General features: G+C 36.0%; 14 protein-coding genes and 1 pseudogene. 12 read left to right on the plus strand and 3 right to left on the minus strand.

Features of this window, described 5'->3' with window-relative positions:
* Positions 1-168 precede the first annotated feature (168 nt).
* Genes CELAL_RS14035 through CELAL_RS14045 form a run of 3 tightly spaced genes read left to right on the plus strand, consistent with a single transcriptional unit; the run spans position 169 to position 13,218 of the window.
* Complete coding sequence (locus tag CELAL_RS14035) at positions 169-10,284, plus strand: Ig-like domain-containing protein (RefSeq protein WP_013551559.1); 10,116 nt, start codon at positions 169-171, stop codon at positions 10,282-10,284.
* A 13-nt stretch (positions 10,285-10,297) separates the two neighbouring features.
* Complete coding sequence (locus CELAL_RS14040; RefSeq protein ID WP_148229680.1) at positions 10,298-11,254, plus strand: PorP/SprF family type IX secretion system membrane protein; 957 nt, start codon at positions 10,298-10,300, stop codon at positions 11,252-11,254.
* A gap of 2 nt (positions 11,255-11,256) precedes the next feature.
* A complete protein-coding gene (locus CELAL_RS14045; RefSeq protein ID WP_148229681.1) occupies positions 11,257-13,218 on the plus strand; it encodes an OmpA family protein in 1,962 nt (653 codons plus the stop codon).
* Between the two features lie 28 nt (positions 13,219-13,246).
* Here CELAL_RS14045 and CELAL_RS14050 read toward each other — a convergent pair whose 3' ends face one another.
* A complete protein-coding gene (locus tag CELAL_RS14050) occupies positions 13,247-14,233 on the minus strand; it encodes a helix-turn-helix transcriptional regulator (RefSeq protein WP_013551562.1) in 987 nt (328 codons plus the stop codon).
* Between the two features lie 82 nt (positions 14,234-14,315).
* Between CELAL_RS14050 and CELAL_RS14055 the strand changes: the two genes are divergently transcribed.
* The 5 genes from CELAL_RS14055 to upp all read left to right on the plus strand — a co-directional run bounded on the left by CELAL_RS14055 (position 14,316) and on the right by upp (position 20,368).
* Positions 14,316-16,655 (plus strand): TonB-dependent receptor, encoded by a 2,340-nt coding sequence (locus tag CELAL_RS14055; RefSeq protein ID WP_013551563.1) that lies wholly within the window; start codon positions 14,316-14,318, stop codon positions 16,653-16,655.
* A 12-nt stretch (positions 16,656-16,667) separates the two neighbouring features.
* Positions 16,668-17,384: a DUF4198 domain-containing protein gene (locus CELAL_RS14060; RefSeq protein ID WP_013551564.1), complete on the plus strand. Its 717-nt coding sequence runs from the start codon at positions 16,668-16,670 to the stop codon at positions 17,382-17,384.
* A gap of 422 nt (positions 17,385-17,806) precedes the next feature.
* Complete coding sequence (locus CELAL_RS14070; protein WP_013551566.1) at positions 17,807-18,106, plus strand: hypothetical protein; 300 nt, start codon at positions 17,807-17,809, stop codon at positions 18,104-18,106.
* Positions 18,106-19,623, plus strand: coding sequence for a PepSY-associated TM helix domain-containing protein (locus tag CELAL_RS14075; protein WP_013551567.1), 1,518 nt, complete (start codon positions 18,106-18,108; stop codon positions 19,621-19,623). The genes CELAL_RS14070 and CELAL_RS14075 overlap by 1 nt, the downstream gene beginning before the upstream one ends.
* Positions 19,624-19,714: 91 nt before the next feature.
* On the plus strand, positions 19,715-20,368 hold the full coding sequence (upp, locus tag CELAL_RS14080; RefSeq protein WP_013551568.1) for a uracil phosphoribosyltransferase: 654 nt from the start codon (positions 19,715-19,717) through the stop codon (positions 20,366-20,368).
* Positions 20,369-20,404: 36 nt separating this feature from the next.
* Here the strand turns inward: upp and CELAL_RS14085 are convergent.
* A pseudogene (locus CELAL_RS14085) lies at positions 20,405-20,833 on the minus strand (RraA family protein); the annotation flags it as partial.
* Between the two features lie 609 nt (positions 20,834-21,442).
* Positions 21,443-21,682 (minus strand): hypothetical protein, encoded by a 240-nt coding sequence (locus CELAL_RS21565; RefSeq protein WP_052304004.1) that lies wholly within the window; start codon positions 21,680-21,682, stop codon positions 21,443-21,445.
* Positions 21,683-22,016: 334 nt separating this feature from the next.
* Between CELAL_RS21565 and CELAL_RS14095 the strand changes: the two genes are divergently transcribed.
* From CELAL_RS14095 to CELAL_RS14110, 4 genes are all read left to right on the plus strand, one after another.
* A complete protein-coding gene (locus CELAL_RS14095; protein WP_013551569.1) occupies positions 22,017-23,291 on the plus strand; it encodes an Nramp family divalent metal transporter in 1,275 nt (424 codons plus the stop codon).
* A 123-nt stretch (positions 23,292-23,414) separates the two neighbouring features.
* Positions 23,415-23,846: a response regulator gene (locus tag CELAL_RS14100; RefSeq protein ID WP_013551570.1), complete on the plus strand. Its 432-nt coding sequence runs from the start codon at positions 23,415-23,417 to the stop codon at positions 23,844-23,846.
* An 11-nt stretch (positions 23,847-23,857) separates the two neighbouring features.
* Positions 23,858-24,019, plus strand: coding sequence for a lmo0937 family membrane protein (locus tag CELAL_RS22180; RefSeq protein WP_013551571.1), 162 nt, complete (start codon positions 23,858-23,860; stop codon positions 24,017-24,019).
* A gap of 30 nt (positions 24,020-24,049) precedes the next feature.
* Positions 24,050-24,922, plus strand: a complete 873-nt coding sequence (locus CELAL_RS14110; RefSeq protein ID WP_013551572.1) for a DUF808 domain-containing protein — start codon at positions 24,050-24,052, stop codon at positions 24,920-24,922.
* The last annotated feature ends 4 nt before the right edge of the window (positions 24,923-24,926 follow it).

Raw genomic sequence — 24,926 nt, forward strand, 5'->3', positions numbered from 1 at the left:
CATTCTTGGTTTCACACCCATTTTTAACAAGCTTCACAACATTTGTTTTCACTATTGATGAGATTCTTCTTTTTTTACGTTTGATTTATTGCATTTTAGGACTTGATAGCCAATTGTTTACTACTGTCAGCAACTAATGAAAACAATGCAATTCTAAAACTCATACGATTGAAAGCCCAAAAATCTATATTTAGAAAATTTGTTTTTCTATGCTTTGTTTTGATAGGTATACAAGTAGCAACTGCGCAAACCACGGGTACGTGGACCAATGTGGGTTCTGGCGTTTGGGAAGCTACAAGTTCTGACGGTCTTGTTCGCGTTATAGCAGAGCGAACAGGAAATGCTACAATTACAGGTGCTGCAACTATGGGGTGCGATTCTGAAGCTTTCAGTGATCCTACTATTTTGGGGAATCCGTCTTTGGCTTTAAATATAGATAACTCAGCGGGAACTCTAAGCTTTAGTTTTATAGAAATTGCAACGGGATTTTCCGTAGAAATACTGGAGCCTATGCTTCATATAGATAAGCTTGGAGCATTAGCGCTTTTAGGGGATTCATCTGCTACACTTGAACTATCAAGTGGATCTTGGACTGAATTGAATTCGGATACTATTGCGTTTGAGTCAACTGCAACTACCGTACAGGCTAATTTAGGGTTTTTACTTACGGGTGCAGGTGATGAATGTTCTGCCATTACTGGAGGAAGTTTACAATTAGATGGATTGGTTAATTCATTCATTCTAAAAACAGATGTTGATGGGAATATTCTTTCAATTAGCGAAGATAACATTGAAATAGTTTTATCAAACTTAGTCATCAATCCATGTACCTATGGTGCAACAGCGGGTACACCAACTGCCGAAGATCCTGATGGAGACGGCATTAACAATAGTTGTGATTTAGATGATGACAATGATGGAATATTAGATACCGATGAAGGGAAGTGTACACCAAGCCTTTCTGGAAATTGGACTCTTTCTGGAACCACAGCTTCTTTTGATTATGGGAATGGGGTAAAAGCAGTGGTTACAACAACTAATACAAAAAATTTTTCATCAGGAAATTTTACAAACACTGGTACCAGTTTTTGGTCAGAATCCTTATCAACGAAAACCTCTTTACAAGCAATATACGATTGGAACAGTACCGTTACCGTAAGCTTCGTAGATGCTTTTGATAACCCTATTGAAGTAGATAAACCAATACTGCATTTAGATCGTATTGGAGGAGCATCGGACGGAATACAAAATTCAGCTACAATTACATTATTGAACGGGAATACTTGGTCTAAGCTATCAGGAACGTTTGATTTTGCGACTACATCGAATACGGTATATGATGGGGGAACGGGACTTGCTTCCTCAGGATATTCTGCAGAAAGCACACAGAATGACGAAAACGGAACAGCAGCACGGACACTTAGAATTAATGAAAAAGTGAGCTCGTTTACCTTGCAATTTGTGCAAAGAGGAACTGGCGGTGTTGGAGATGAAATAGAATTAATTATTGCAGCTTGTAAAGACTTAGATTCTGATGCGGATGGGGTTCCAGACCCAATGGATCTCGATACGGATAATGACGGAATTTATGATGCTGTAGAAGCAGGACATAAACAAGCACATAGCCAAGGTCGGTTAACAGGCGCCGTTGGCACAGATGGCGTTCCAAATGCAGCGCAAGCTAGCGGAAGCGAAAACAGCGGAACCGTAAATTATACGTTAGCAGATTCAGAAGCTACTCCAAATGGTATTCCAGATTTTATGGAGTTAGATGCCGATGGTGATGGGTGTAATGATACGGAAGAAGCGGGATATACGGATTTAAACGGAGACGGAATTTTAGGAGAATTACCAACTACGGTAAATGCAAATGGTGTAGTGGTAGGTACCAATGTAGTTGATGGCTATGCCACCCCTTTAAATGCAGATAGTGTTTCAGGAAATACGCAGTTCGATTTTCAACAAGAGGGACAAGATATTTTGATTCCTAATGCAGCAGGACAGCCCAAAGATGTAACTGCAAATGGAAGTACGGCGATAAATTTTACGGCAACAACAACCGGAAATTTTTTACAATACCAATGGCAATTAGATGATTTAACCGGAAGCGGTTTTGTACCTATTGATCCAACAAATACAACAGATATATACACCAATAGTGATACAGCAACACTGACCTTGACAGGAGTAACGCTCGCTAATGATGGATTTAAATACCGGGTGCTCATCACCGATGATTCTTTTAAATGTGCCTTTCTTACTTCAGATGAAGCAATTTTAACTTTTAATGATACCGCACCAGAAGCACCGATAGTTACTATCATTGAGGATATAAATAACGACGGTGTTTTGAATAGTACAGAGCTTAGTGGAGCTATAGATGTAATAATTACGCTGCCATCAGTTGCCGTTGCTGGTGATATTCTTACCATAAATACGATACCACAAACACTTACAGCTACAGATATTCTAAATGGAGAAGTCACGACTAGCTTTACAAGCCCTGGAGAAGGAAATACACTCACGGTTACTGCATTTGTGACTGATATTATAGGAAATATAGGTATAGCCGCAGATGATTCTGTTTTGATAGATACTACAGCACCAAATGTGCCAGTGGTTACTGCTATTAGTGATGATACAGGAAGTAGTACAACAGACGGTGTCACTTCTGATCAAACCTTAATAATTAGAGGAACCTCAGATGCAAATACTTTGGTCGATATATTTTTAGAGGGTTCAAAAATAGGAACAACAACAAGTAATAGCTCCGGAATTTGGATATTTGATTATACAGGTACAAGTTTGGCTAATGGGGATTATAGCATTACGGCAAAAGCATTAGACAATGCAGGGAATGCAAGCGCATTCTCAACAGATTACCCAATCACAATAGATATAACAGCTCCTAGTACGCCTCTAATATTTAAAATAACAGAGGATACCGGGAGTAGTGCTACAGACGAAATTACATCAGATAATACTCTTATAATTACTGGAGCTGCTGAGAAAAATGCTAATGTAATGGTATTTTTAGATGGAGTGAGCATAGGTTTTTCTACAGCAAATACAGTAGGGCAATTGATTTTTGATTATACAGGAACCGTAATACCAGATGGTAGCTACATTCTAACGGCTAGAAGCATGGATGCAGCAGGAAATTTAAGTACTATTTCACTAGATTTTCCAATTACGATTGATACTGTAGCACCAGATGCTCCTATAGTTACAGCAATTTCAGATGATAACGGCAGTAGTGCTTCAGATGCCATAACGTCTGACAATACTTTGGAGTTTTCTGGTACGGCAGAAGCGGAAAGTTTTGTAGAAGTTTTTTTAGATGGTGTTAGTTTAGGTACTGTAGGAACAAATAGTAGTGGAGCTTGGAGCTACGATCATACAGGGACTTCTCTTGCAGATGGTGATTACATCTTAACAGCCCAAGCAACAGATCTTGCAGGAAATAGTAGCATCGCTTCATCAAATTTCCCATTTACAGTAGATACAAGTGCTCCAATAGCACCTATAGTTACAGCAATAACAGAGGATACAGGCAGTAATACAACAGACGGAATCACCGCAGATAATACCTTGATTTTTAGTGGTACAGCGGAACCTAATAGTACTATTGAAGTTTTTGTAGGTGGTACAAGTATCGGAACCACTATTACCAATGGAACTGGAGATTGGAGTTTTGACCATACAGGAATTACACTTGCTGATGGAGATTATAGTATTACAGCACAAGCTATAGATTCATCAGGAAATGCTAGTGTTATATCGGCTAATTTTCCAATTACGATTGATACTTCAGTGCCAAACTTACCGGTGATCACGGCAATTAGCGTGGATAATGGAAGCAGTACTACAGATGGTATCACTTCAGATAATACCTTAGTAATTTCAGGTACATCAGAAGCCAATAGCACTCTTGAAGTTTTTCTAGACGGAACAAGTATAGGAACCACTACTACAGATGCTTCTGGCGACTGGAGCTATGATCATACCGGAACAACCCTTGCTGATGGCGATTATATCATAACAGCACAGGCTACTGATATTTCGGGAAATGCGAGTACGATAGCAAATGATTTTCCAATTACTATAGATACCACCCTACCAGGCGCACCTGTAGTTACAGCAATTAGCGATGATAATGGAAGTAGCAGTACAGACGGCATCACCTCAGATAATACCTTGGTAATTTCAGGTACGGCAGAAGCTAATAGTAGTCTTGAAGTTTTCCTAGATGGTACAAGTATAGGAACTACTGCTACAGATGCTGCTGGCGATTGGAGTCTTGATTATACAGGAATTACACTTATTGATGGAGATTATAGTATTACAGCACAAGCTACAGATCTATCAGGAAATGCTAGTGTTATATCGGCTAATTTTCCAATTACGGTTGATACTTCTGCACCAACGACACCCCTAGTTACTTCAATTAGTGTGGATACAGGAAATAATACTTCAGACGGAATTACCTCAGACAATACCTTGATTTTTAGTGGTACCGCGGAACAAAACAGTAGTCTTGAAGTTTTTCTAGACGGTACAAGTGTAGGAACGACCACTACGGATGCTTCTGGCGATTGGAGTTTTGATTACACTGGAATAACACTTATTGATGGAGATTATAGTATTACAGCACAAGCTACAGATCCATCAGGAAATGTTAGTGTTTTATCACCTAATTTTCCAATTACGATTGATACTTCTGCACCAACGACACCCCTAGTTACTTCAATTAGTGTGGATACAGGAAATAATACTTCAGACGGAATTACCTCAGATAATACCTTGATTTTTAGTGGTACCGCGGAACAAAACAGTAGTCTTGAAGTTTTTCTAGACGGTACAAGTGTAGGAACGACCACTACGGATGCTTCTGGCGATTGGAGTTTTGATTACACTGGAATAACACTTGCTGATGGAGAGTATAGTATTACAGCACAAGCTACAGATGCTTCAGGAAATGTTAGTGTTTTATCGGCTAATTTTCCAATTACGATTGATACTTCCGTGCCAACAACACCCGTAGTTACCGCAATAAGTGATGATACAGGGAATAGCACGACGGATGGTATCACTTCTGATCAAACCTTAATAATCAGAGGAACCTCAGATGCAAATACTTTGGTAGATATATTTTTAGAGGGTACAAAAATAGGAACGACAACAAGTAATAGCTCCGGAATTTGGATATTTGATTATACAGGTACAAGTTTGGCTAATGGGGATTATAGTATTACTGCACAAGCAATAGACAATGCGGGTAATACAAGCACATTCTCAACAGATTATCCAATTACAATAGATGTAACAGCACCTGGTACACCTTTGATTTTTAAAATAACAGAGGATACAGGGAGTAGTGCTACAGACGAAATTACATCAGATAACACCCTTGTAATTACTGGAGCTGCTGAGAAAAATGCTAATGTAGAAGTCTTTTTAGACGGAGAGAGTATAGGATTTACAACTTCAAATTCAGTAGGACAATTAATTTTTGATTATACAGCAACCGTAATACCAGATGGTAGCTACATTCTAACGGCTAGAAGCATGGATGCAGCAGGAAATTTAAGTGCTGTTTCACCAGATTTTCCAATTACGATTGATACGACAGTACCAAATGCCCCTATAGTTACAGCAATTACAGAAGATAATGGGAGTAGTGCTTCAGATGGCATTACCTCAGACAATACTTTGGAGTTTTCTGGTACGGCAGAAGCGGAAAGTTTTGTAGAAGTTTTTTTAGATGGTGTTAGTTTAGGTACTGTAGGAACAAATAGTAGTGGAGCTTGGAGCTACGATCATACAGGAACTTCTCTTGCAGATGGTGATTACATCTTAACAGCCCAAGCAACAGATCTTGCAGGAAATAGTAGCATCGTTTCAGCAGATTTCCCATTTACGGTAGATACAATTGCTCCAACAGCACCAATGGTTACTGCAATTAGCGATGATACAGGAGGTAACACATCAGACGGAATTACCTCAGATAATACCTTGCAAATTACAGGAACAGCGGAAGCAAATAATACGGTAGAAGTTTTTATAGATGGTATTAGCATTGGAACAGTTTTAGCAAACGGATCCGGAGATTGGAATTTTGATTACACAGGAACTACTTTAGCAGATGGCGATTATATAGTAACCGCTCAAACCATTGATTTGGCAGGGAATAGTGGGCCTACGTCTACTAATTTTCCAATTACGATTGATGCTACAGCGCCTAGCGTTGGTATTAGTATAGATAATATTACGGCAGACAATACCGTAAATGCCGTTGAAGCATCAGGTAGTATAACAATTACAGGCAAAGTTACAGGAGAATATACTACAGGGGATATCGTTACACTACTCATTAATGCAATGTCTAGTACTGGGGCAATTGATGCCTCGGGCGATTTTATGATTGTAGTTTCTGGTAATGATCTAGCGCTCGATTCAGATACCACCGTTGCAGGAAGTGTTTCTTCGGCAGATTGTGCAGGAAATATTGGAACCGCTACAGGGGCCAAAGTTTATAATGTAGACACTACCTTACCAGTGCCTATCCTTACCATAGATAACATAACGGCCGATAATATTATTAATGCTTCAGAAGCGTCAGCACCCATAACTATTACAGGTACAGTTACAGGAGATTTCGTGGCAGGAGATCTTGTGAATTTAATCATCAATGGTACAACAACGCAAGGGGCAATAGATGCATTGGGCGCTTTTAGTATTGTGGTTGATGAAAATGACCTTCTAACGGATGCAGATACAACGGTTGAAGGCAGTATTACAACAACCGATAGCGCAGGGAATTCAGGAACAGGTACAGCTACAAAAGTATACAATATTGATATTACACCACCTATGGCTACCTTAGTCATAGATGATATTACCGCAGATAATGTGGTAAATGGGAGTGAAGCTTCTGGAACTATAACCATTACAGGAACTGTTTCTGGAGAATTTTCTACTGGCGATACTGTAAGTTTAGTACTTAATGGAGTTACCATTACAGGAACCATAGATGCTGCAGGTATATTTTCTATTGTGGTATCTGGAAATGATTTGTCTTTAGATGTAGATACCACAGTTTCAGGTTCTGTAAATGCTACAGATGCTGCAGGAAATAGTGGAGTAGCAACAAGTGATAAAATGTATAATGTGGATGTTGATGCTCCAATACCAACATTGATTATTAATGATATCACATCAGATAATGTGGTCAATATCATAGAAGCCTCTGGCCCTATAAGCATAACAGGTGTTGTTGCAGGAGATTTTAATACAGGTGATATCGTAAGTCTTCTTATTAACGGTACAACTATAAGCGGTGCTATTAATGCAGCAGGAGCATTTACGATTGCTGTATCGGGAGCAGATTTGTCTTCAGACTCAGATACTACAGTGGTTGGGACAATTTCATCGACAGATACTGCAGGAAATGTAGGAACAGGAACGTCTAATAAATTATATAACGTTGATACCATGGCACCAATAGCCACAGAGGTTACAACAATTAGTACAGATACAGGAAGCAATACCTCAGATGGTATAACGTCAGATAACACCTTACTCATTAATGGAACCGCAGAAGCAAATAGTAGTGTCGAAGTTTTTATAGATGGAGTCAGTATAGGGACGACCACCACAGATAGTTCTGGGAATTGGACCTTTGACCATACGGCCCTATCACTACCAGATGGTGATTATACTATTACAGCTCAAGCAACAGATATAGCAGGTAATACAGGTGTATTATCAACAGATTTCGCTATTACCATAGATACTGCTTTACCTATACTCACGCTGATTATTGATGATATTACAGCAGATAACGTTATAAACGCTAGTGAAGCTGCGGGATCTGTAACCATCACAGGAACTGTAACAGGAGACTATACTTCTGGAGATACCGTAACGCTTGTTATAAATGGGGTAACTTCAATAGGAAATATTAATAGTTCTGGAGTATTCAGTATTGATGTTTCTGGAAACGATTTAGCTTTAGATGTAGATACTACGGTTTCAGGGAGTGTTCTAACTATAGATGCTGCAGGAAACTCTGGTATTGCAACTGAAGATAAAATATACATGGTAGATGTGATGGCTCCATCACTAACTTTAATAGTTGACGATATTACAATAGATAATACTATAAATGCCAATGAAGCCTCTGGATCTATTACTATCACAGGAACAGTTTCTGGAGATTTTATTGCAGGAGATATGGTGAGCTTAGTCATAAACGGAGTAACCACTGCGGGAGCTGTAGATGTTGCAGGAATGTTTAGTATTACCGTTGCTGGGAATGATTTATCCTTAGATGGCGATACTACAGTAGCAGGAAGTATAACAAAAACAGATGCCGCCGGTAACATTGGAACAGCAATAAATAATAAACTATATGTAGTAGATATACAACTGCCAGTACCAGTTTTAACTATAAATAATATTACAGTTGATAATACCATCAATGCGATTGAAGCTAGTGGAAACATTACCATCACAGGAACAGTTTCTGGGGATTTTAATACAGGAGATACGGTTAGCTTAGAAATTAACGGAATAACGACAACAGGTCCTATAACTAGTTCGGGAGCCTTTAATATTATTGTTCCAGGAGCAGATCTTTCAAATGATACGGATACTACTGTAAATGGGAGTGTCAGTACAACAGATACTGCTGGTAATACAGGTACAGCAACTACAACCAAAAGCTATACCGTAGATGTTACCTTGCCTGTAGTAACGATTACCCTAGCTAATATTACCGCAGATAATGTGGTGAATAGCATAGAGGCCTCAGGTGTTATAACTATTACAGGAACAGTTTCTGGAGATTTTAATTCTGGAGATACTATAAGCTTATTTATTAACGGCGTTACTGTAACAGGTACCGTGAATACAACTGGTGAATTTAATATTTCAGTTTCAGGAAACAATCTAGCTTTAGACACAGACACTACGGTAGATGCTACATTTTCAACCACAGATATAGCTGGCAATACAGGAAGTACTACAGCAATAAAAAGTTATAATGTTGAAGTAGGAACAGTAAACCCTCCAACGATTACAGGGATAAGTACAGATACAAATATTCCTACAGACGGTATTACTTCAGATAATACACTGGATATTTTTGGACTAGCAGCTACAAATACAACGATAGAATTATTTTTAGACGGGGTCAACATCGGAACAACGACAACAGATACTGCAGGAAATTGGACCTTTGACTATTCTGGAACCGCGCTTTTAGACGGTAGTTACACCATTACCGCAATAGCTTCTGATGCCTTTGGAAACTTTAGTAATCCATCAATAGATTTTACGGTAGTGATTGATACGCAAGCACCACTGCTGAATGAAGACATTACAGATGACCTGACCCCCGTAATTACAGGACAAGGTTCTCCGAATGAAACTATTAGCGTTGCGATAGATACAGATGGAGATGGTATTCCAGAAGTGACTTATACAGTAACTACAGATAGTTTGGGAACCTGGTCATTAGATACGGAAACAGCAATACCTACTAGTGGAGTGTTACCTGCATTAGATTACCCAACAACAATAATGGTAACCGTTACAGACGTTGCTGGTAACACGGTAGCAGGAATTATTCTTGTTACCAATGATTTTGATAATGACGGATTAACCAATAGTGAAGAAAATGCTTTAGGTACAGACCCTAATAATCCGGATACAGATGGCGATGGTGTTGAAGATGGTGAAGAGGTTATGGATAATACCAATCCATTAGATGATTGCGATTCATTGAACGGTACACCGCTACCAACAACGGATTGCGATGCAGACGGATTGACAAACGCTGAGGAAGAAAATTTAGGGACAGATCCTTTTGATCCTGATAGTGATAGCGATGGTATCAATGACGGTCAGGAAGTAACAGACACTACAGATCCTTTAGATGCGTGTGATTCTGTTGGCGGTACACCACCTATAGATGTGGCTTGTGATATTAGTATCGCTAGTGATTTAATAACACCTGATTCTAATGATGGCGTTTTCCGAATTATTAATATTGAAGCATTCCCAGAAAATACGGTAGAAGTATTTAACCGTTGGGGAAATAAAGTATATGGAACAAGAGCATACAACAATAGTTCAAATTCATTCTCAGGATTGTCTAACGGACAAGCAGTAATTAAAGCCAACGATTATTTACCTGCTGGCACCTATTTCTACATGATTAAATATGTAAAACGTGGTGAAGCAAAACAAAAATCGGGGTACTTATATATAAACAGATAATATAACGAAAGTCATGAAACTTCGTAACTACATAAAAATAACAATGCTATTGGTGCTTATGATACTTCCGTTTTTCGGGAGTCTTAAGGCGCAACAAGACGCTCAGTACACACAATATATGTACAATACGTTGGCCGTAAATCCTGCCTATGCAGGTTCTCGTGGTGCGTTGAGTATTGCAGCTTTGCATAGATCACAATGGGTGGGTTTAGATGGTGCTCCTACCACGCAAACGTTAAATATTCATAGTCCAATTTCCTCTAAAATAGGAGCAGGGCTATCTATTGTGAATGACGAAATTGGAAATGGAACCAATCAAGATACGTATTTTGATGCTACATTTTCCTATACAATTTTAACTTCGGAAACGAATAAGCTTAGTTTTGGATTAAAAGCAGGGGGTCATTTTTTAAATATCGATTTTAATAAATTAAGAAACTATAATCCGTCTACTGCTCCTCCGGGAGTAGAATCTATTGATAAAAAGTTTTCTCCAAATTTTGGCGCAGGAGTTTATTTCCATAATGATCGTTTTTATGCGGGACTTTCAGTACCTAATTTTTTAGAGACCGAGCATTTTGACAATGCATCAGGTTCTGCATCCACAGTAGGTACAGAACGGATGAATTGGTATCTAATCTCTGGGTATGTATTTGATTTGAGTTACAATCTAAAATTAAAACCTGCAGTATTGGTAAAAGCTGTAAATGGCGCTCCTTTGCAAACAGATATTTCTGCCACAATGTTATACAATGAAAAATTTTCATTGGGTGCAGGGTATCGTTTAAATGCCGCATTAAGTGCCTTAGTTGGTTTTCAACTCTCAGAACGTTTAATGGTAGGTTTAGCGTATGATAAAGAAACAACAGCTTTGGGAGATACCAGTTTTAATGATGGTTCTTTTGAAGTATTTATCCGTTACGAATTTAAGGCCAAGACTAGAAATGCATTAACCCCAAGATTCTTTTAAGTATGAAAAAGACACTATACTGCTATCTATTTTGTTTTTTTGGAATGCTAACTTTTGGTTATGCACAACAATCTAAATTAAAAAAGGCAGAAGAAAATTTCAATAATCATTCGTATGCCTTAGCAATAAAAAGTTACGAAGAATTAATAGCCAAAGGGTATGAATCTGAGGTGATTTATAAAAACCTTGGTGATGCTAATTTTAATAATGCTAATTATGCTAAGGCGGCGGAATGGTATGGTAAATTATTCGATTTAAAATCGGATGACATAGGCGCAGAATATTATTTTAGGTATGCACAGTCTTTAAAATCCATTGACGATTATAAAAAGTCGGACGCCTATATGAAGAAATTCCAAAAAATAAAGGTTTCTGATTCAAGAGCGCAGAAATTTGCAGAAAATAGCGATTATTTAGAGCAAATAAGGTCAAAAACAAAGCGATTCACCTTAAAAAAAATTTCTGTCAATTCTAAGAATTCAGAATTTGCCCCATCAATATATCAAGGGAATTTAGTTTTTGCAAGTGCACGGGATACAGGTTTGTTAGTAAATAACATACATAAATGGACCAATGCTGCTTATTTAAATTTGTATCAAGCAGACTCTACTAATGAGGAAGGGACTTTTAAAACACCAGAAGTTTTTTCTAAACAATTAAATTCAAAAACCCACGAATCATCAACAGCATTTTCAAAAGAGGGTAGCACGGTTTACTTTACTAGAAATAACAGTAAAAATGGTAATTTTGTGGAGGATGAAGCAGGCTTAAGTCGCTTAAAAATTTATAGAGCGAACTTAGAAAATGGTGTTTGGGGTAATGTAACAGAGTTACCTTTTAATAGCAATGAATATTCTACTGCGCACCCTAGTTTAAGTGCCGATGAAAAAACATTATACTTTGCATCAGACATGCCGCCAAGTTTTGGTGCTTCTGATATTTTTAAAGTAACCATAAATGAGGATGGTACTTTTGGCACTCCAGAGAATTTAGGAAATACGGTCAATACAGAAGCTCGGGAAACATTCCCGTTTATGGCAGCAAGTGGCGATTTGTATTTTTCTTCGGATGGACATCCAGGATTGGGAGGATTAGATGTGTATACAGTATCCGCTAAAACCGGAGCTGTTTCTAATGTAGGTGTTCCTATAAATAGTAAACAAGATGATTTTTCTATCATTTTAGATGAAGATAAATTAAACGGATATTTTGCGTCAAATAGAACAGGCGGAATGGGGGATGATGATATTTACGCATTTTCCTTCGAAAAAATAGAAACAGAATCAGAAGAGTTTGCTTCAAAAATAAATGGTTCTATTATAGATAAAGTAACAGGAGAACTGATTCCTTTTGGTAAAGTTTCAGTGTATGATTATACCAACAATAATCTGTTTGAAATTAATGCTGATATTGAAGGTAAATTTTCTTCTCCTATAGAATTTCCAAGTAAAAAATACCGTTTTGTTGCTGAGGTAGATGGCTATAATGATGAGACCGTATATTTAATAACCCCAATGGGTACCGTCGATGAAATTTTAGAAGAATTAAATTTTATCATAGCCATGGAGAAAGGAGATAAATCTTCCGTAATTGGTGCAGATTTGGTAGAAATTTTAAAACTTAAAACTATCTTTTTTAATACGAATAGTTCGTATTTAAACGCAAATGCTTATCCAGAATTAGATAAGGTAGTTGCTTATATGAAAGAATTTCCAAATGCTCGTGTAGAGGTAGGTTCACATTCCGATAGTAGAGATAGTGATCGTTATAATCTATGGTTATCAGACCGTAGAGCTAAATCTACCGTTAGCTATATTGTTTCTATGGGAATTTCTGAAGACCGCATTACAGCAACCGGCTACGGAGAAACCTTATTGGTAAATAAATGTATTAATGATGCACCATGCTCAGAAGCAGAACATGCGTTGAACCGTAGATCAGAATTTATAGTTTTTCAGAATTAAACTTTTGGAGGCAAGAGTAAACTAAAGCTTACAATTGTTTTTTATACTGTTTGGGCGTAGTTCCTGTTTTCTTTTTAAAAGCTGCGGTGAAATGGGTCGCATTTTTATACCCCACTTCTTCAGCAATTTGATAGACCATTTTTTGGGAGTTTTCTAATAAAAGTTTGGCTTGATCCATTTTTTCTGTAGTCGTATAATCGTGTATAGAATACCCAAAAACCCTGATAAATTCTTTATTTAATGCCGGGCCTGTGATTCCCACTTCATCTCCTAAATCTGTTAACGTGATGTTCTTGTGTATGTTTGTTTTTATGAACTGTTTTACATCATATAAAATATTTAGAATCTTAGTTTGATTTGTTTTAGTAGGACTTACTTCATTTTTTTTATAAAGTTCCATTTGTAACGCAATAAGCTCAAATACTTTTGCTCTCAAATACAACCGATTGGCTTTTTCAACACTATCTTTTTTTTCAATACTTAAAAGAATACTTAAAAGTTCTTCGGTAATAGGAAGAATTAATTTTTCATCCGTTAATTTTTTAAAATCATAATCGTTTATAAAACCATGATTAATTAAAAATGTTTTTGGCACCACGATCCTAATTTCTTTAAATTGTTTCTTCCCTAAAATTCTACTATATCCACTAAAATGATCAATGCTCGCCATATAGGATGCTCTGTTTTCATAAAATATTTGTTGGATGTCATCAATATAAATAATTTTTTCACCTGTAATTAGAAAACATATTTGCAAAATCTCCTTAGCAATTTCTGGCTTATACAGAAGGTCTTTATGCAATTGAAACCTGCTCAGGGTAATTTCAATGTCTTCTGAAATGAAATAATTTATAGTGCCATCACCAAATTTAGGTAGCAGATGGTATTGTTGTAAACTCACGCCTTTACTAGAGTAATTGTTTATTTCTACGCCAATTTCATCTCTAAGACATTTCACGGATAGCCGTAAATCACACACTTCTTCATTGTTGCAATTGCGTCTTTTTTTTATCATAACTCGTCGTTTGAAATTAAGCAGTCCTTTTTAAGTTTGCAGCCACAAACTTATTTAGACTAATTAAAAATAACAAATTATAATGCTTAAAAATTTATTTGCGTTTGTAGCAATTTTCGGAATAGTATCTTTTTCTGTAGCTCAAACCAGTACCGTAAAGGGTAGTGTAGTAAATTCACAAAACAAACCAATAGCAGATGTTACTGTTGTATTAGAACATACGTCTTATGGGGTGATGACCAATGCTAAGGGACTGTTTAATATAACCTCTGTCCCTGCAGGGACTTATACGTTAGACGTATCTTGTATTGGGTTTTCTACAGTAAAAAAGACAATTACAGTTGTAGCAAATAAAACAACAAACGTAGCGTCTATACAACTTACGGACCATGAAGAGGCTTTAGAAGAAGTGGTCGTTAATGGGCGCCAGAATAAATATAGCGTTAAAACGCCTTCTACCTCTTTGCGTCTAAAAACGGAAATTGTAAACCTACCTCAAAATATACAGGTAGTAAGTAGTGATTTACTTAAAGACCAACAAGTAACCAATATTATGGATGGTTTAATTCGTAATGTAAGTGGGGTCACCATGTTAGAGCATTGGGGGAGTTTTGCACGGGTAAATATGCGTGGCTTTCGATTGCCAGCGTTTAGAAACGGAGTAAATATTCAAGATTCTTGGGGGCCACTATCTGAAGATATGAGTAGTGTAGAACGGATAGAATTTGTGAAAGGACCAGCAGGGTTTATGATGTCTGCAGGAGAACCTGGCGGATTTTATAATGTTGTCACTAAAATGCCTACCATAAATCGTGTAGCAGAAATATCTGTAGCTGCAGGTAGTTTTGATAGTTACAGAGCCACGGCAGATTTTGGTGGTAAACTTACGGAGAATGGTAAATTATTATATCGTTTAAACGGAATGTACCAAACAGCAGATTCTCATAGAGGAGGAGAAGACGCGGAACGTTTTGGAATATCTCCTTCAATAACCTATAACGTTTCAGATAAAACTTCTTTAACAACGCAGTTAAGTATACAAGATGCCGAGAGTTTTTTAGGATCGGCCTATGTTTTTGCTCCTGTAGATGGTGGGTATGGTAGTTTAGATCGAGATTTTAAATTTACAGATTCAAATTATCCAGCGACAAATATTCAAGAAACTTCTTTATTTACAAATTTTAACCATGATTTTTCCAATAACTGGAGTGTAGCATCTCAATTTGCATACATGAGATATGATCAAGTAGGGAATTCTATTTGGCTATCGAGTTTAGATTCTGATACAGGAGACGCTGCTCGTTATATAAGTATTTGGGACGCTTTATCTGTTGGGAAGTATTTTCAGACTTATGTAAATGGAAAATTTAACACTGGAAATGTGAGTCATAAAATTCTTGGAGGTTATGATTTTAGTCAAAAAGAATATTGGGCAGACTTTAGTCAATCTGCAGTAATCGATGTAAATGAGCCTTTTAATATTTACAATCCAACGTATGGTAATTCTGTCTTACCAAATTTTGATAGATCTGTAGATTTGAAATTTAGAGATGGTGTTTATAATTACGGTACCACCGTTAGCGCATTTTATTTTCAGGATGAAATAGGTTTATTTCAAGATAAGCTTAGACTAACATTGGCGGGTAGGTATACTAATTTAAAGACAATTGGTAAAGATGAGAGCGATGAGAAATTTACCCCTAGAGTAGGATTAAGTGTAGATGTACTGCCAACACTAAAAGCCTATGCCTTATACGATCAATCTTTTCAAGGACAAACGGGAATTAGTGAAGCAGGAGCTTATTTTGATCCTGAAGAGGCTAATGATATTGAAGGAGGTCTTAAGAAAACTTTTTTTAATGGACGTTTAAAAACATCTTTAGGAGTATATCAAATTACTAAAGAAAATGTATTGGTAACGGATCCTGATAATGTCAATTTCTCTATTCAGTTAGGGGAGATACAATCAAAGGGTGTTGAGTTTGATTTGCAAGGGGAAATTACGCCAGAATTGAATATCATTTTAAATTATGCCAATACCAATGTTGAAATCACAGAAGATACCAATCCAGACAATATAGGAACAAGAGTGGCAGGGCATGCAAGGCATATGACTAATGGCTGGTTGAACTATAGTTTTCCTGAAGCTTCAAAATTAAGAGGTTTTGGCGCATCACTGGGGTATCAATATCAAATAGATCGTTCTACTTGGGCTTGGGGCGCAGATAATCAAAGTGATTTACCTGATTACTTCAGATTAGACGGCGGACTTTCTTGGCAAAATAGCAAGCTTAGAATACAAGCAAACGTAAATAATATCCTGAATGAATACTTGTATTCAGGCTCTAACTATGGAACTTATTTATACTGGCAATCAGAACCAGGAATTAACGGAAGGCTTACAGTAACCTATTCATTTTAAACGGAACTAATTATGAAAAAATCAATTTTAACTTTTGCAATACTCCTATTTGCTACCGCGCAAAGTTTCGCACATTATTTGTGGATCGAAGCAAATCCGCAAGGGGAGAAAGGAAAAAAACAGGAAGTAAGAGTGTACTTTGGAGAATATACCTACGGCGTTATTGAAAAAGTAAATGGAGAAGCTTTTCCTAGCGTAAAAGATTTTACACTTTGGGTGGTAGACAGTGAAGGAATAAAAAGTGAATTGTCTGTGCGCGCTAAAGAAGACTATTATGTAGGTTATTTTACACCAAAGCAAGAGGGAGTGTATACTGTAGTCTTAAATAATGATGCTATTAATGTTATTGATTATACCGAGTATGATTTCGGAATTTTCAAAACACATTACAATTCCATCGCAAAAATAGCCATAGGAAAAGCGAAAGGAGAAACAGCAATCTTAAATGACTCAGGAATAACAGTTAAAGATGTTTCCGAAAATAAAGAAGAAGTAAAACTACAGGTTTTATTTAAAAATGAGCCTTTAGCAAAAAATGAATTTAAAGTATATGTGGCAGATTTATGGACCAAAACACTAGAAACCGATGAAAATGGGTATGTGCAATTTAAAAAGCCATGGGATACCAAGTACATCATTGAAACTACAGTTGAAGAACGCATACCCGGGACGTACAATGGGGATGCTTATGAGTTTATTTGGCATTGCGCAACGTATTGTATTCAATAGCATTATTTAAGTGAGTTAGTTTATTTTTTCTCAAACAATTCTGGATGAGCTCATGCATCCAGGGTTGTTTTAATGGTTCAATTTATGATTTCAATTGCAATATTTCTTGTTTTCATTTCCTTCTATATGTTTTATAATACGTCAAAAAGAGCGGTAAAACATGTTGGTTTCGGCTTCGAAAACTGGATAGAAACTCATCGTAGTTTCGGAAAAATATTTGCTAGTATTTTAATAGCTATTTCTGTTTTTTTACACAGTTACTTATTTGGCTTAGGAAGTGGACTTCTTGTTTTTCTAATTACACTAATGCTCCTTGCTAGCTTTATTGTTTTATTAGCCCCTTTACACTTAATCACGTATAAAATTGCACTTCTAATTTTCATTCCGTGTTTTTGTTTTGAAACCTTTCTATTATAAGTACTATGCCAGCAAATAAAAAATACTTATCCTCTAATTGGCAACGTTTTGCTAAGATCACAGCCGGAATAGTCGGAGGGTATTTAGTGAGCATTTCTTCTCATATAGCACTTGCTTATGTAATTAACCATACCGCAATAATAATCACAGCTACCTTTACGGGGTTCATACTTTGGGTGGTATTAATGATTGTTGCTTTTTTAGCTAAAAACGGTTGGAAAATATGGGCAGTTTATCTCTTAATCACTTTAGTATTTTCCTTTTTAATTTACATAGGTAAAATTTACAATCCAATTATAGCCTAATGAAAAACCGAACTTATAATATTCTTTTTCATACCCATACCGTAAGTGGTATTGTAATAAGTGTAGCTCTTTACGTAATTTTTTTTGCAGGTTCTTTTTCTTTTTTTAGAGATGAAATTGTGAATTGGGAGCGCAATCAAACTGTAGAAATTACAGATGATATGCAATTTAATGTAGATGCTGTTCTAGATACCATTACTAAAACGCACAATTTATATGGCAGGGATATTGAACTAAAAAAATATTTTAGAGAACAGCAAGTGGGAGTTTCCATTGCCGCTTCAAAAGATTCAGTAGCGCCAGAAGAAACTAAGAGTGCACAATTCTTCTACATAGACACTAAAAATTTTAAAGAAAATACCTATTTAGAGTCTTATTCATTGGGCGAATTTCTATATCGTTTGCATTTCTTTGCTCAAATACCCTATCCTATGGGGTATTACTTATCTGGTTTTGTGGCGCTATTTTTTTTGTTTGCCATTATCACAGGAGTACTCGTTCATTGGAAGAAGATAGTCTCAAATTTCTATGTTTTCAGGCCACTAGAAAAATTAAAAACAATGTGGACAGATGCACATACTACATTAGGGATGTTAGGGTTACCGTTTCAATTTGTTTATGCAGTTACGGGAGCATTTTTTATGATAAAACTACTTTTAGTGGCTCCTAATGTTTTGATCATGTATAATGGGGATCAAGCCAAATTTTATGAGGATTTGGGCTATGCGCATCCTAGTTATCAACCTGTGTATAAAAAACTAATGGCAGATGTTTCTGTAGCTAATTATATGGAACAGACCCAAAAAAAATGGAAAGACTTTGAAATTTCTGAAGTACATATTTTTAATTATGGCGATGAAAATATGCATGTTTTGCTCAATGGACATTTAGCATATACAGCTAGTTTTAATGGCATGGGGGAAGTGATCTACAAGGCTAAAACGGGAGAAATAGTTTCAGAGAAAAACCCGATTACGGAGCAAAGTTATGTAGAAGCCGTTAAGAATATCTTGTATAGAATCCATTATGGAGATTATGGAGGCTTGGCGTTAAAACTATTAAGTATGTTGTTAGGTTTTGTCACCTGTTTTGTTATTATCTCTGGAGTTATGATTTGGTTGGTTGCTCGTGATAAAAAAAATATACCAGAGAAAAAACGCCGTTTTAACGAGAGGGTAGTTCAAATTTATTTGGCAATATGTTTAAGTATGTTTCCAATTACAGCACTGAGTTTTATAGCGGTTAAACTAGTAGAACCTGCGAGTCAATCTTTTATTTATAACTTTTATTTTATAGGTTGGTTAGCGTTAACATTGGTGTTTGTCTTTAAAAAAGACAATGCGTTTACGAATAAAACGTCTTTGCTTTTAGGGAGTCTTTTTGGTTTGCTAGTACCCGTGTGTAATGGTGTTGTTACTGGTAATTGGTTGTGGGTTAGTATTAAAAATGGGTATACACAATCATTTATTGTAGATGTGATTGTTGATCGCTATTTTTGGTTTTTTGGTCTTCTATAAAATGAATAAGAATGCAAAAAAACAGAAAAGGAATTAAATAGATTTTTTAATCTCTTATTAAATAGTGTAATTTTAGAGAAATTTACGCTTTATGACTATTCATAATTTTGAAACTAAAAATTCAGTTTTAAACAAATTTATTGCAGAATTACGTGATGTAACCATACAAAAAGACAGTATGCGTTTTCGAAAAAATATTGAACGCGTAGGAGAGGTTTTAAGTTATGAATTAAGCAAAACCTTAGCCTATACAGATCAGTTAACTACAACGCCATTAGGAGAAAAGACAATACCTTTAGCGCCCTCAGATATTGTTATCTGTTCTATACTTAGAGCGGGTTTACCTTTTCATCAAGGAATTTTAAATTATTTTGATGATGCCGAAAATGGTTTTATTTCAGCATATCGTCATCATGAAAATGATTCGGACGATTTTGAAGTTATTGTAAATTATTTTGCGGCTCCAAATTTAGAAGGCAAGACACTACTTCTTGTAGATCCCATGTTGGCTACCGGAAGAACATTAGAAAATGTTTTAAAAGGTTTAGAAGGTTATGGTACCCCTAAAGAAATTCATATTGTTTCGGTGATAGGATCAGAAGAAGGAATTACCTACGTAAATTCAATATTTCCAGAAAGTACCCAACTATGGATTGCAGCAGTAGATAAAGAGCTTAACGCTAAAGGGTACATAATTCCAGGTCTTGGCGATGCAGGAGATTTAGCTTACGGATCAAAACTTTAAGCTTTTTTCTAAGCTTCAAATGCTGCACGAATTTTATCATTGGTTAATGGGTAAAAAATCATTAATAGGGTAATCTGCATCTACTTTTCTAAGACAAATCTCATATAGCGTCATTTCACTTGCTTCTTGAGCTACAGATGCAGCAATAGTTGCCGGAATTACCATAACGCCACCATCTTCTCCTAGAAGAACATCACCAGGAAAAACAGCAACATCACCACAGCCAATAGGATTATTAGTAGCAATAGCTTGGTGTACGGTTAAATTGGTTGGAGCAGAGGGCTTTTGATGGTAAGAAGGCATCGCTAAAGCTGGTATTTCTGCGATATCGCGAAAGCCACCATCAGTGACTAGACCAGTCACTCCAGAAACCATTAATCGCGTAGGTACTATAGGACTTGCAGATGCAGCTCTTGCATCTTTTCGGCTATCAATTACCAAGATGCTTCCGGGAGGACATTCTTCTACGGCTAAATGCTCTGGGTATTTTGGGTCTTGAAAACGGTAATTTCATTATAATTCTTATTCTGCTTGACGCCAAGCATTTTTAAGAAATTCTAGATCTTTTTTGATTCGTTTATAGACCTCTTCTTTAGTAATTGATATCTCTTTAGCAGCTTGTTCTGCACCTCACCAATCATACCCACAATCTAATGAAATTGGAATATCCATAAAGTTATATTTTTTAAGCAATGAGAAATAGTTTTTAAAATCTACCATTCCTTCACCTAAAGGTACATTTATAGGGTTCCATACCCCATTTTCTTACCTCCATTTAAAATTTTTGATTACAATACATTTTATATGTGATTGTAGTATTTGTAATCCTAATGGCCAACTGGTGCCACCTTCTACTATAGCATGTTTAATATCATATTGAGATGCCATAAATTCTGGATTTCTAGCTTTTATAATTTGATGGATATCCCAGACAGGAGCACCCACATGTACACCTGCATAATTTTGATAGGAACCCGTAAGTAGTAGTGTTTTATTTAAATTCTCAAGTTCTTCAAATTGAAGTTTAAAATTTTCAATACTCTCAGGAATAGAAACAGCTTTAGGATATTCTAATCAATATATCCTGTAATTCGTAAATTCCAGTTTGCTAGCGGTTTCTAAAATACGTTTAGTTTTAGGAGTTGTAGCATCTGTAATATTGGTAGTAATTAATGTTGTAGAAAGACCAACTTCCTGCATGGCCTTTGCAACCTTCTGTAAATCAGTTTCTACATGTTCAGGAGCTACGTGCCCGCCTTTTCTAACGGTAATATCTAAGCCATTAAAACCCATTTCTACAGCGGCTTTAGACATTTCTGTATACTTTAAAAACTGTAAATGTTTAGAAAATAAATGAACAGTTGGTTCCCTACTTGAAAATGGTTTTTACATGTTCTACTACATTCATTCCTAGAAGTGGAATTGCAGCCATACCCAATGCTGATAATTTTAGAAAATCTTCACGAGATAAATTATTCATATAATAGTGTATATTATTTTGAGATTATAAGTGTAATTTATGCTCAAAAACTTGAATGTGTCAATAATATTTCTATTTTTGGTGAACCAATCTGGGTAACCAATTTAAGTAGATTTTATTAATTTAATGATATTTATTTATAGTTATCCATTTTAAAACAAGCATTTTATGGAAAAACTGACAAGCAAGCCCTCACTTTTAAAAAAGATTTTAGCATTAGTTTTAGCCTTCGGACCTGGAATATTTGCCATTGGCTATACCATAGGAACGGGGAGTGTTACCTCTATGATTGTTGCGGGGAGCACCTACGGCATGCAATTACTTTGGGTTTTACTATTGAGCTGTATTTTTTCAGGTATCTTAATGTATGCCTACGGAAATTTTGCCTTAGTTACAGGAGAAACTGCATTGTATGCCTTTAAAAAGCACTTAAAATATGGAAAGCTTATTGCCGTACTAATTATTGTCGGAATATCTTTAGGGCAATGGAATTCTTTAATGGGTATTCTAGGGATCTCATCAAATATTATTTTTGAAATCATTGTCATCTATTTTCCTGATTTGTCTGGTAGTAGGTATGAAGTAGTACTTATCGTTGCTTTAGTTGTTATCGCCATAATGTACAGTCTATTACTAGTAGGGAAGTATACATTTTTCGAAAAAATACTGGTTATTTTTGTTACGATCATGGGATTATCGTTCATTATATCCTTATTTATGGTATACCCATTACCTATCGAAGTCGCGCAAGGGTTAATTCCTAGTGTGCCACAAGTTGAAGGGGGTAAAATGATGGTAGCCGCTTTTGTGGGGACTACTATGGCAGCAGCAACATTTCTATCAAGACCTTTGTTTGTAAAAGGTAAAGGATGGAATATGAGTAATAGAAGTCAACAAAAGAAAGATGCTATTATTGCGGCAATTTTAGTGTTTATAATAAGTGCCTCAGTAATGGCGGTAGCCTCTGGAGCTTTATTCCACCAAGGGAAACCAGTAACCCAAGTTTTAGATATGGTTAATACACTAGAGCCTGTTGCTGGTAAATTTGCCTTAACACTTTTCTTTTTTGGAACGCTAAGCGCCGGGCTTTCTTCAATTTTTCCATGTTTATTGATTGCTCCAATTTTACTTGCCGATTATCAATCTGGGGAACTAGATACTACCTCAAAACAATTTAAAATCATTACAGGAATAGCTTCTTGTTTTGCCTTAATTGTTCCCATTTTTGGTGCAAATCCAATACAAATGCAAATATTATCACAAGTATTTAATGTTTTTGTACTCCCTTTAGTAATTCTTGGAATTATTCTTTTGGTAAATAATAAGGGCTTAATGAAAGAATATAAAGCAGGTTTGGGCCTAAATATTGGGCTATTCGCAGCTTTATTTTTTGCTTGTGTTATCTCCTACAATGGGGTAGTAGCCTTGTTTGATTTTTTCTAAAAAAAAATCATTTGAGTTAATTTCTAGTTTTTTAAAGTTAGTATCTTATCAAAACACAGCCTATTTTTAATCTTTTAAAATAGGCTGTGTTTTTTTGCATTTGCCATAACCTTTTACTGCCTTATGAGAGTTTATTTAGCCGATGATGATCAAGATGACCGTCAATTTTTTTCAGATGCTTTACAAGAATTGCCTATCAATATTGAGCTAACAACATTTCAAAATGGGGTAGATTTAATGGCAGATTTGTTTTCTGAAGCCGCCTTACCAAAAGCCATATTTTTAGATCTAAAAATGCCCATGATGGATGGTTTTGAATGTCTTGCGGATATAAAGGCAGAAGAAAAATTTAGAGGTATTGATGTAATCATTTATTCCACATCATTTAATGATTGGGAGGTTGAAAAACTTCAAGAAATGGGAGCCAATAGCTACTTACAGAAGCCTAGTTCTTTTAATCAATTAAAAACAGTGCTTTATCAATGTTTAGATACGATTAAAACTAATTTAGGGAAGGCAGAGGAAGAGCGACTTCAATTTACAGTATTAAAATAAAAAACAAAAATATGAATAAGATACTTTGGGGTATAGTAGTACTCCTTTTTGTAGGATGGATTCTAGGTTTTTTAGTATTTAAAATTTTAGGAGGTATCATTCATATCCTATTAATACTCGCTATAGTTCTAATTATTTACAATTGGTTTAGTGGAATAAAGGAAAAAGGTTAATTTGCAACCTGAAATTTATACACAACAACTATGGCATCAGGTTTTTTTGCATTACTAGACGATATCGCAGCTTTAATGGACGATGTTGCCGTAATGAGTAAAATAGCAACAAAAAAAACAGCAGGTATTTTAGGAGATGATTTAGCCGTGAATGCAGAAAAAGCTTCAGGTTTTATGTCCGACAGAGAAATTCCTGTATTGTGGGCAATTACAAAAGGCTCTTTTTTAAATAAATTAATCATTCTGCCTTTTGCCTTTCTATTAAGTGCATTTCTACCCGCAGCAATTACAGTTATTCTGGTTTTAGGGGGCATCTATCTTGCCTATGAAGGAGCAGAAAAAATATTAGAATATTTAGGAGTACTCAAACATCATGAAAAGAAGAATTTGGATGTTGATATGACTAATGAAGAAATTTTAGCTTTAGAAAAAGATCGTGTAAAAGCAGCTATTGTAACCGATTTTATCCTTTCTGTAGAAATAGTAATTATCGCGCTAGGTACAGTTACAGAAAAAGAAATTTCCATTCAAATAATGGTAGTAACTATAATTGCTATTTTGGCAACCGTTGGCGTGTACGGCATCGTAGCATTGATAGTTCGTATGGATGAGTTTGGTTTAAAATTAATAAACCTAAATGAGCAAGAAGATAGTTTCTCTGATAAAGTAGGGCATGTATTAGTAAACGCTTTGCCATGGGTGATTAAAATTTTAGCTATAGTAGGTACTATTGCTTTATTATTAGTTGCAGGCGGAATTTTTGTTCACAATATCCATTGGCTACATGACCATTTTAATAGTGTGCCAAGTATGGTAAAAGAGTTTGTTGTGGGGCTGGTATTTGGAGCAATAACTGTATTGTTTGTAGAACTGTTTAAAAAAATAGTTAAAAAGAAAAAATAAAACG

Origin of the sequence: Cellulophaga algicola DSM 14237, from assembly GCF_000186265.1 — a bacterium.
GTDB classification, from domain to species: Bacteria; Bacteroidota; Bacteroidia; order Flavobacteriales; family Flavobacteriaceae; genus Cellulophaga; species Cellulophaga algicola.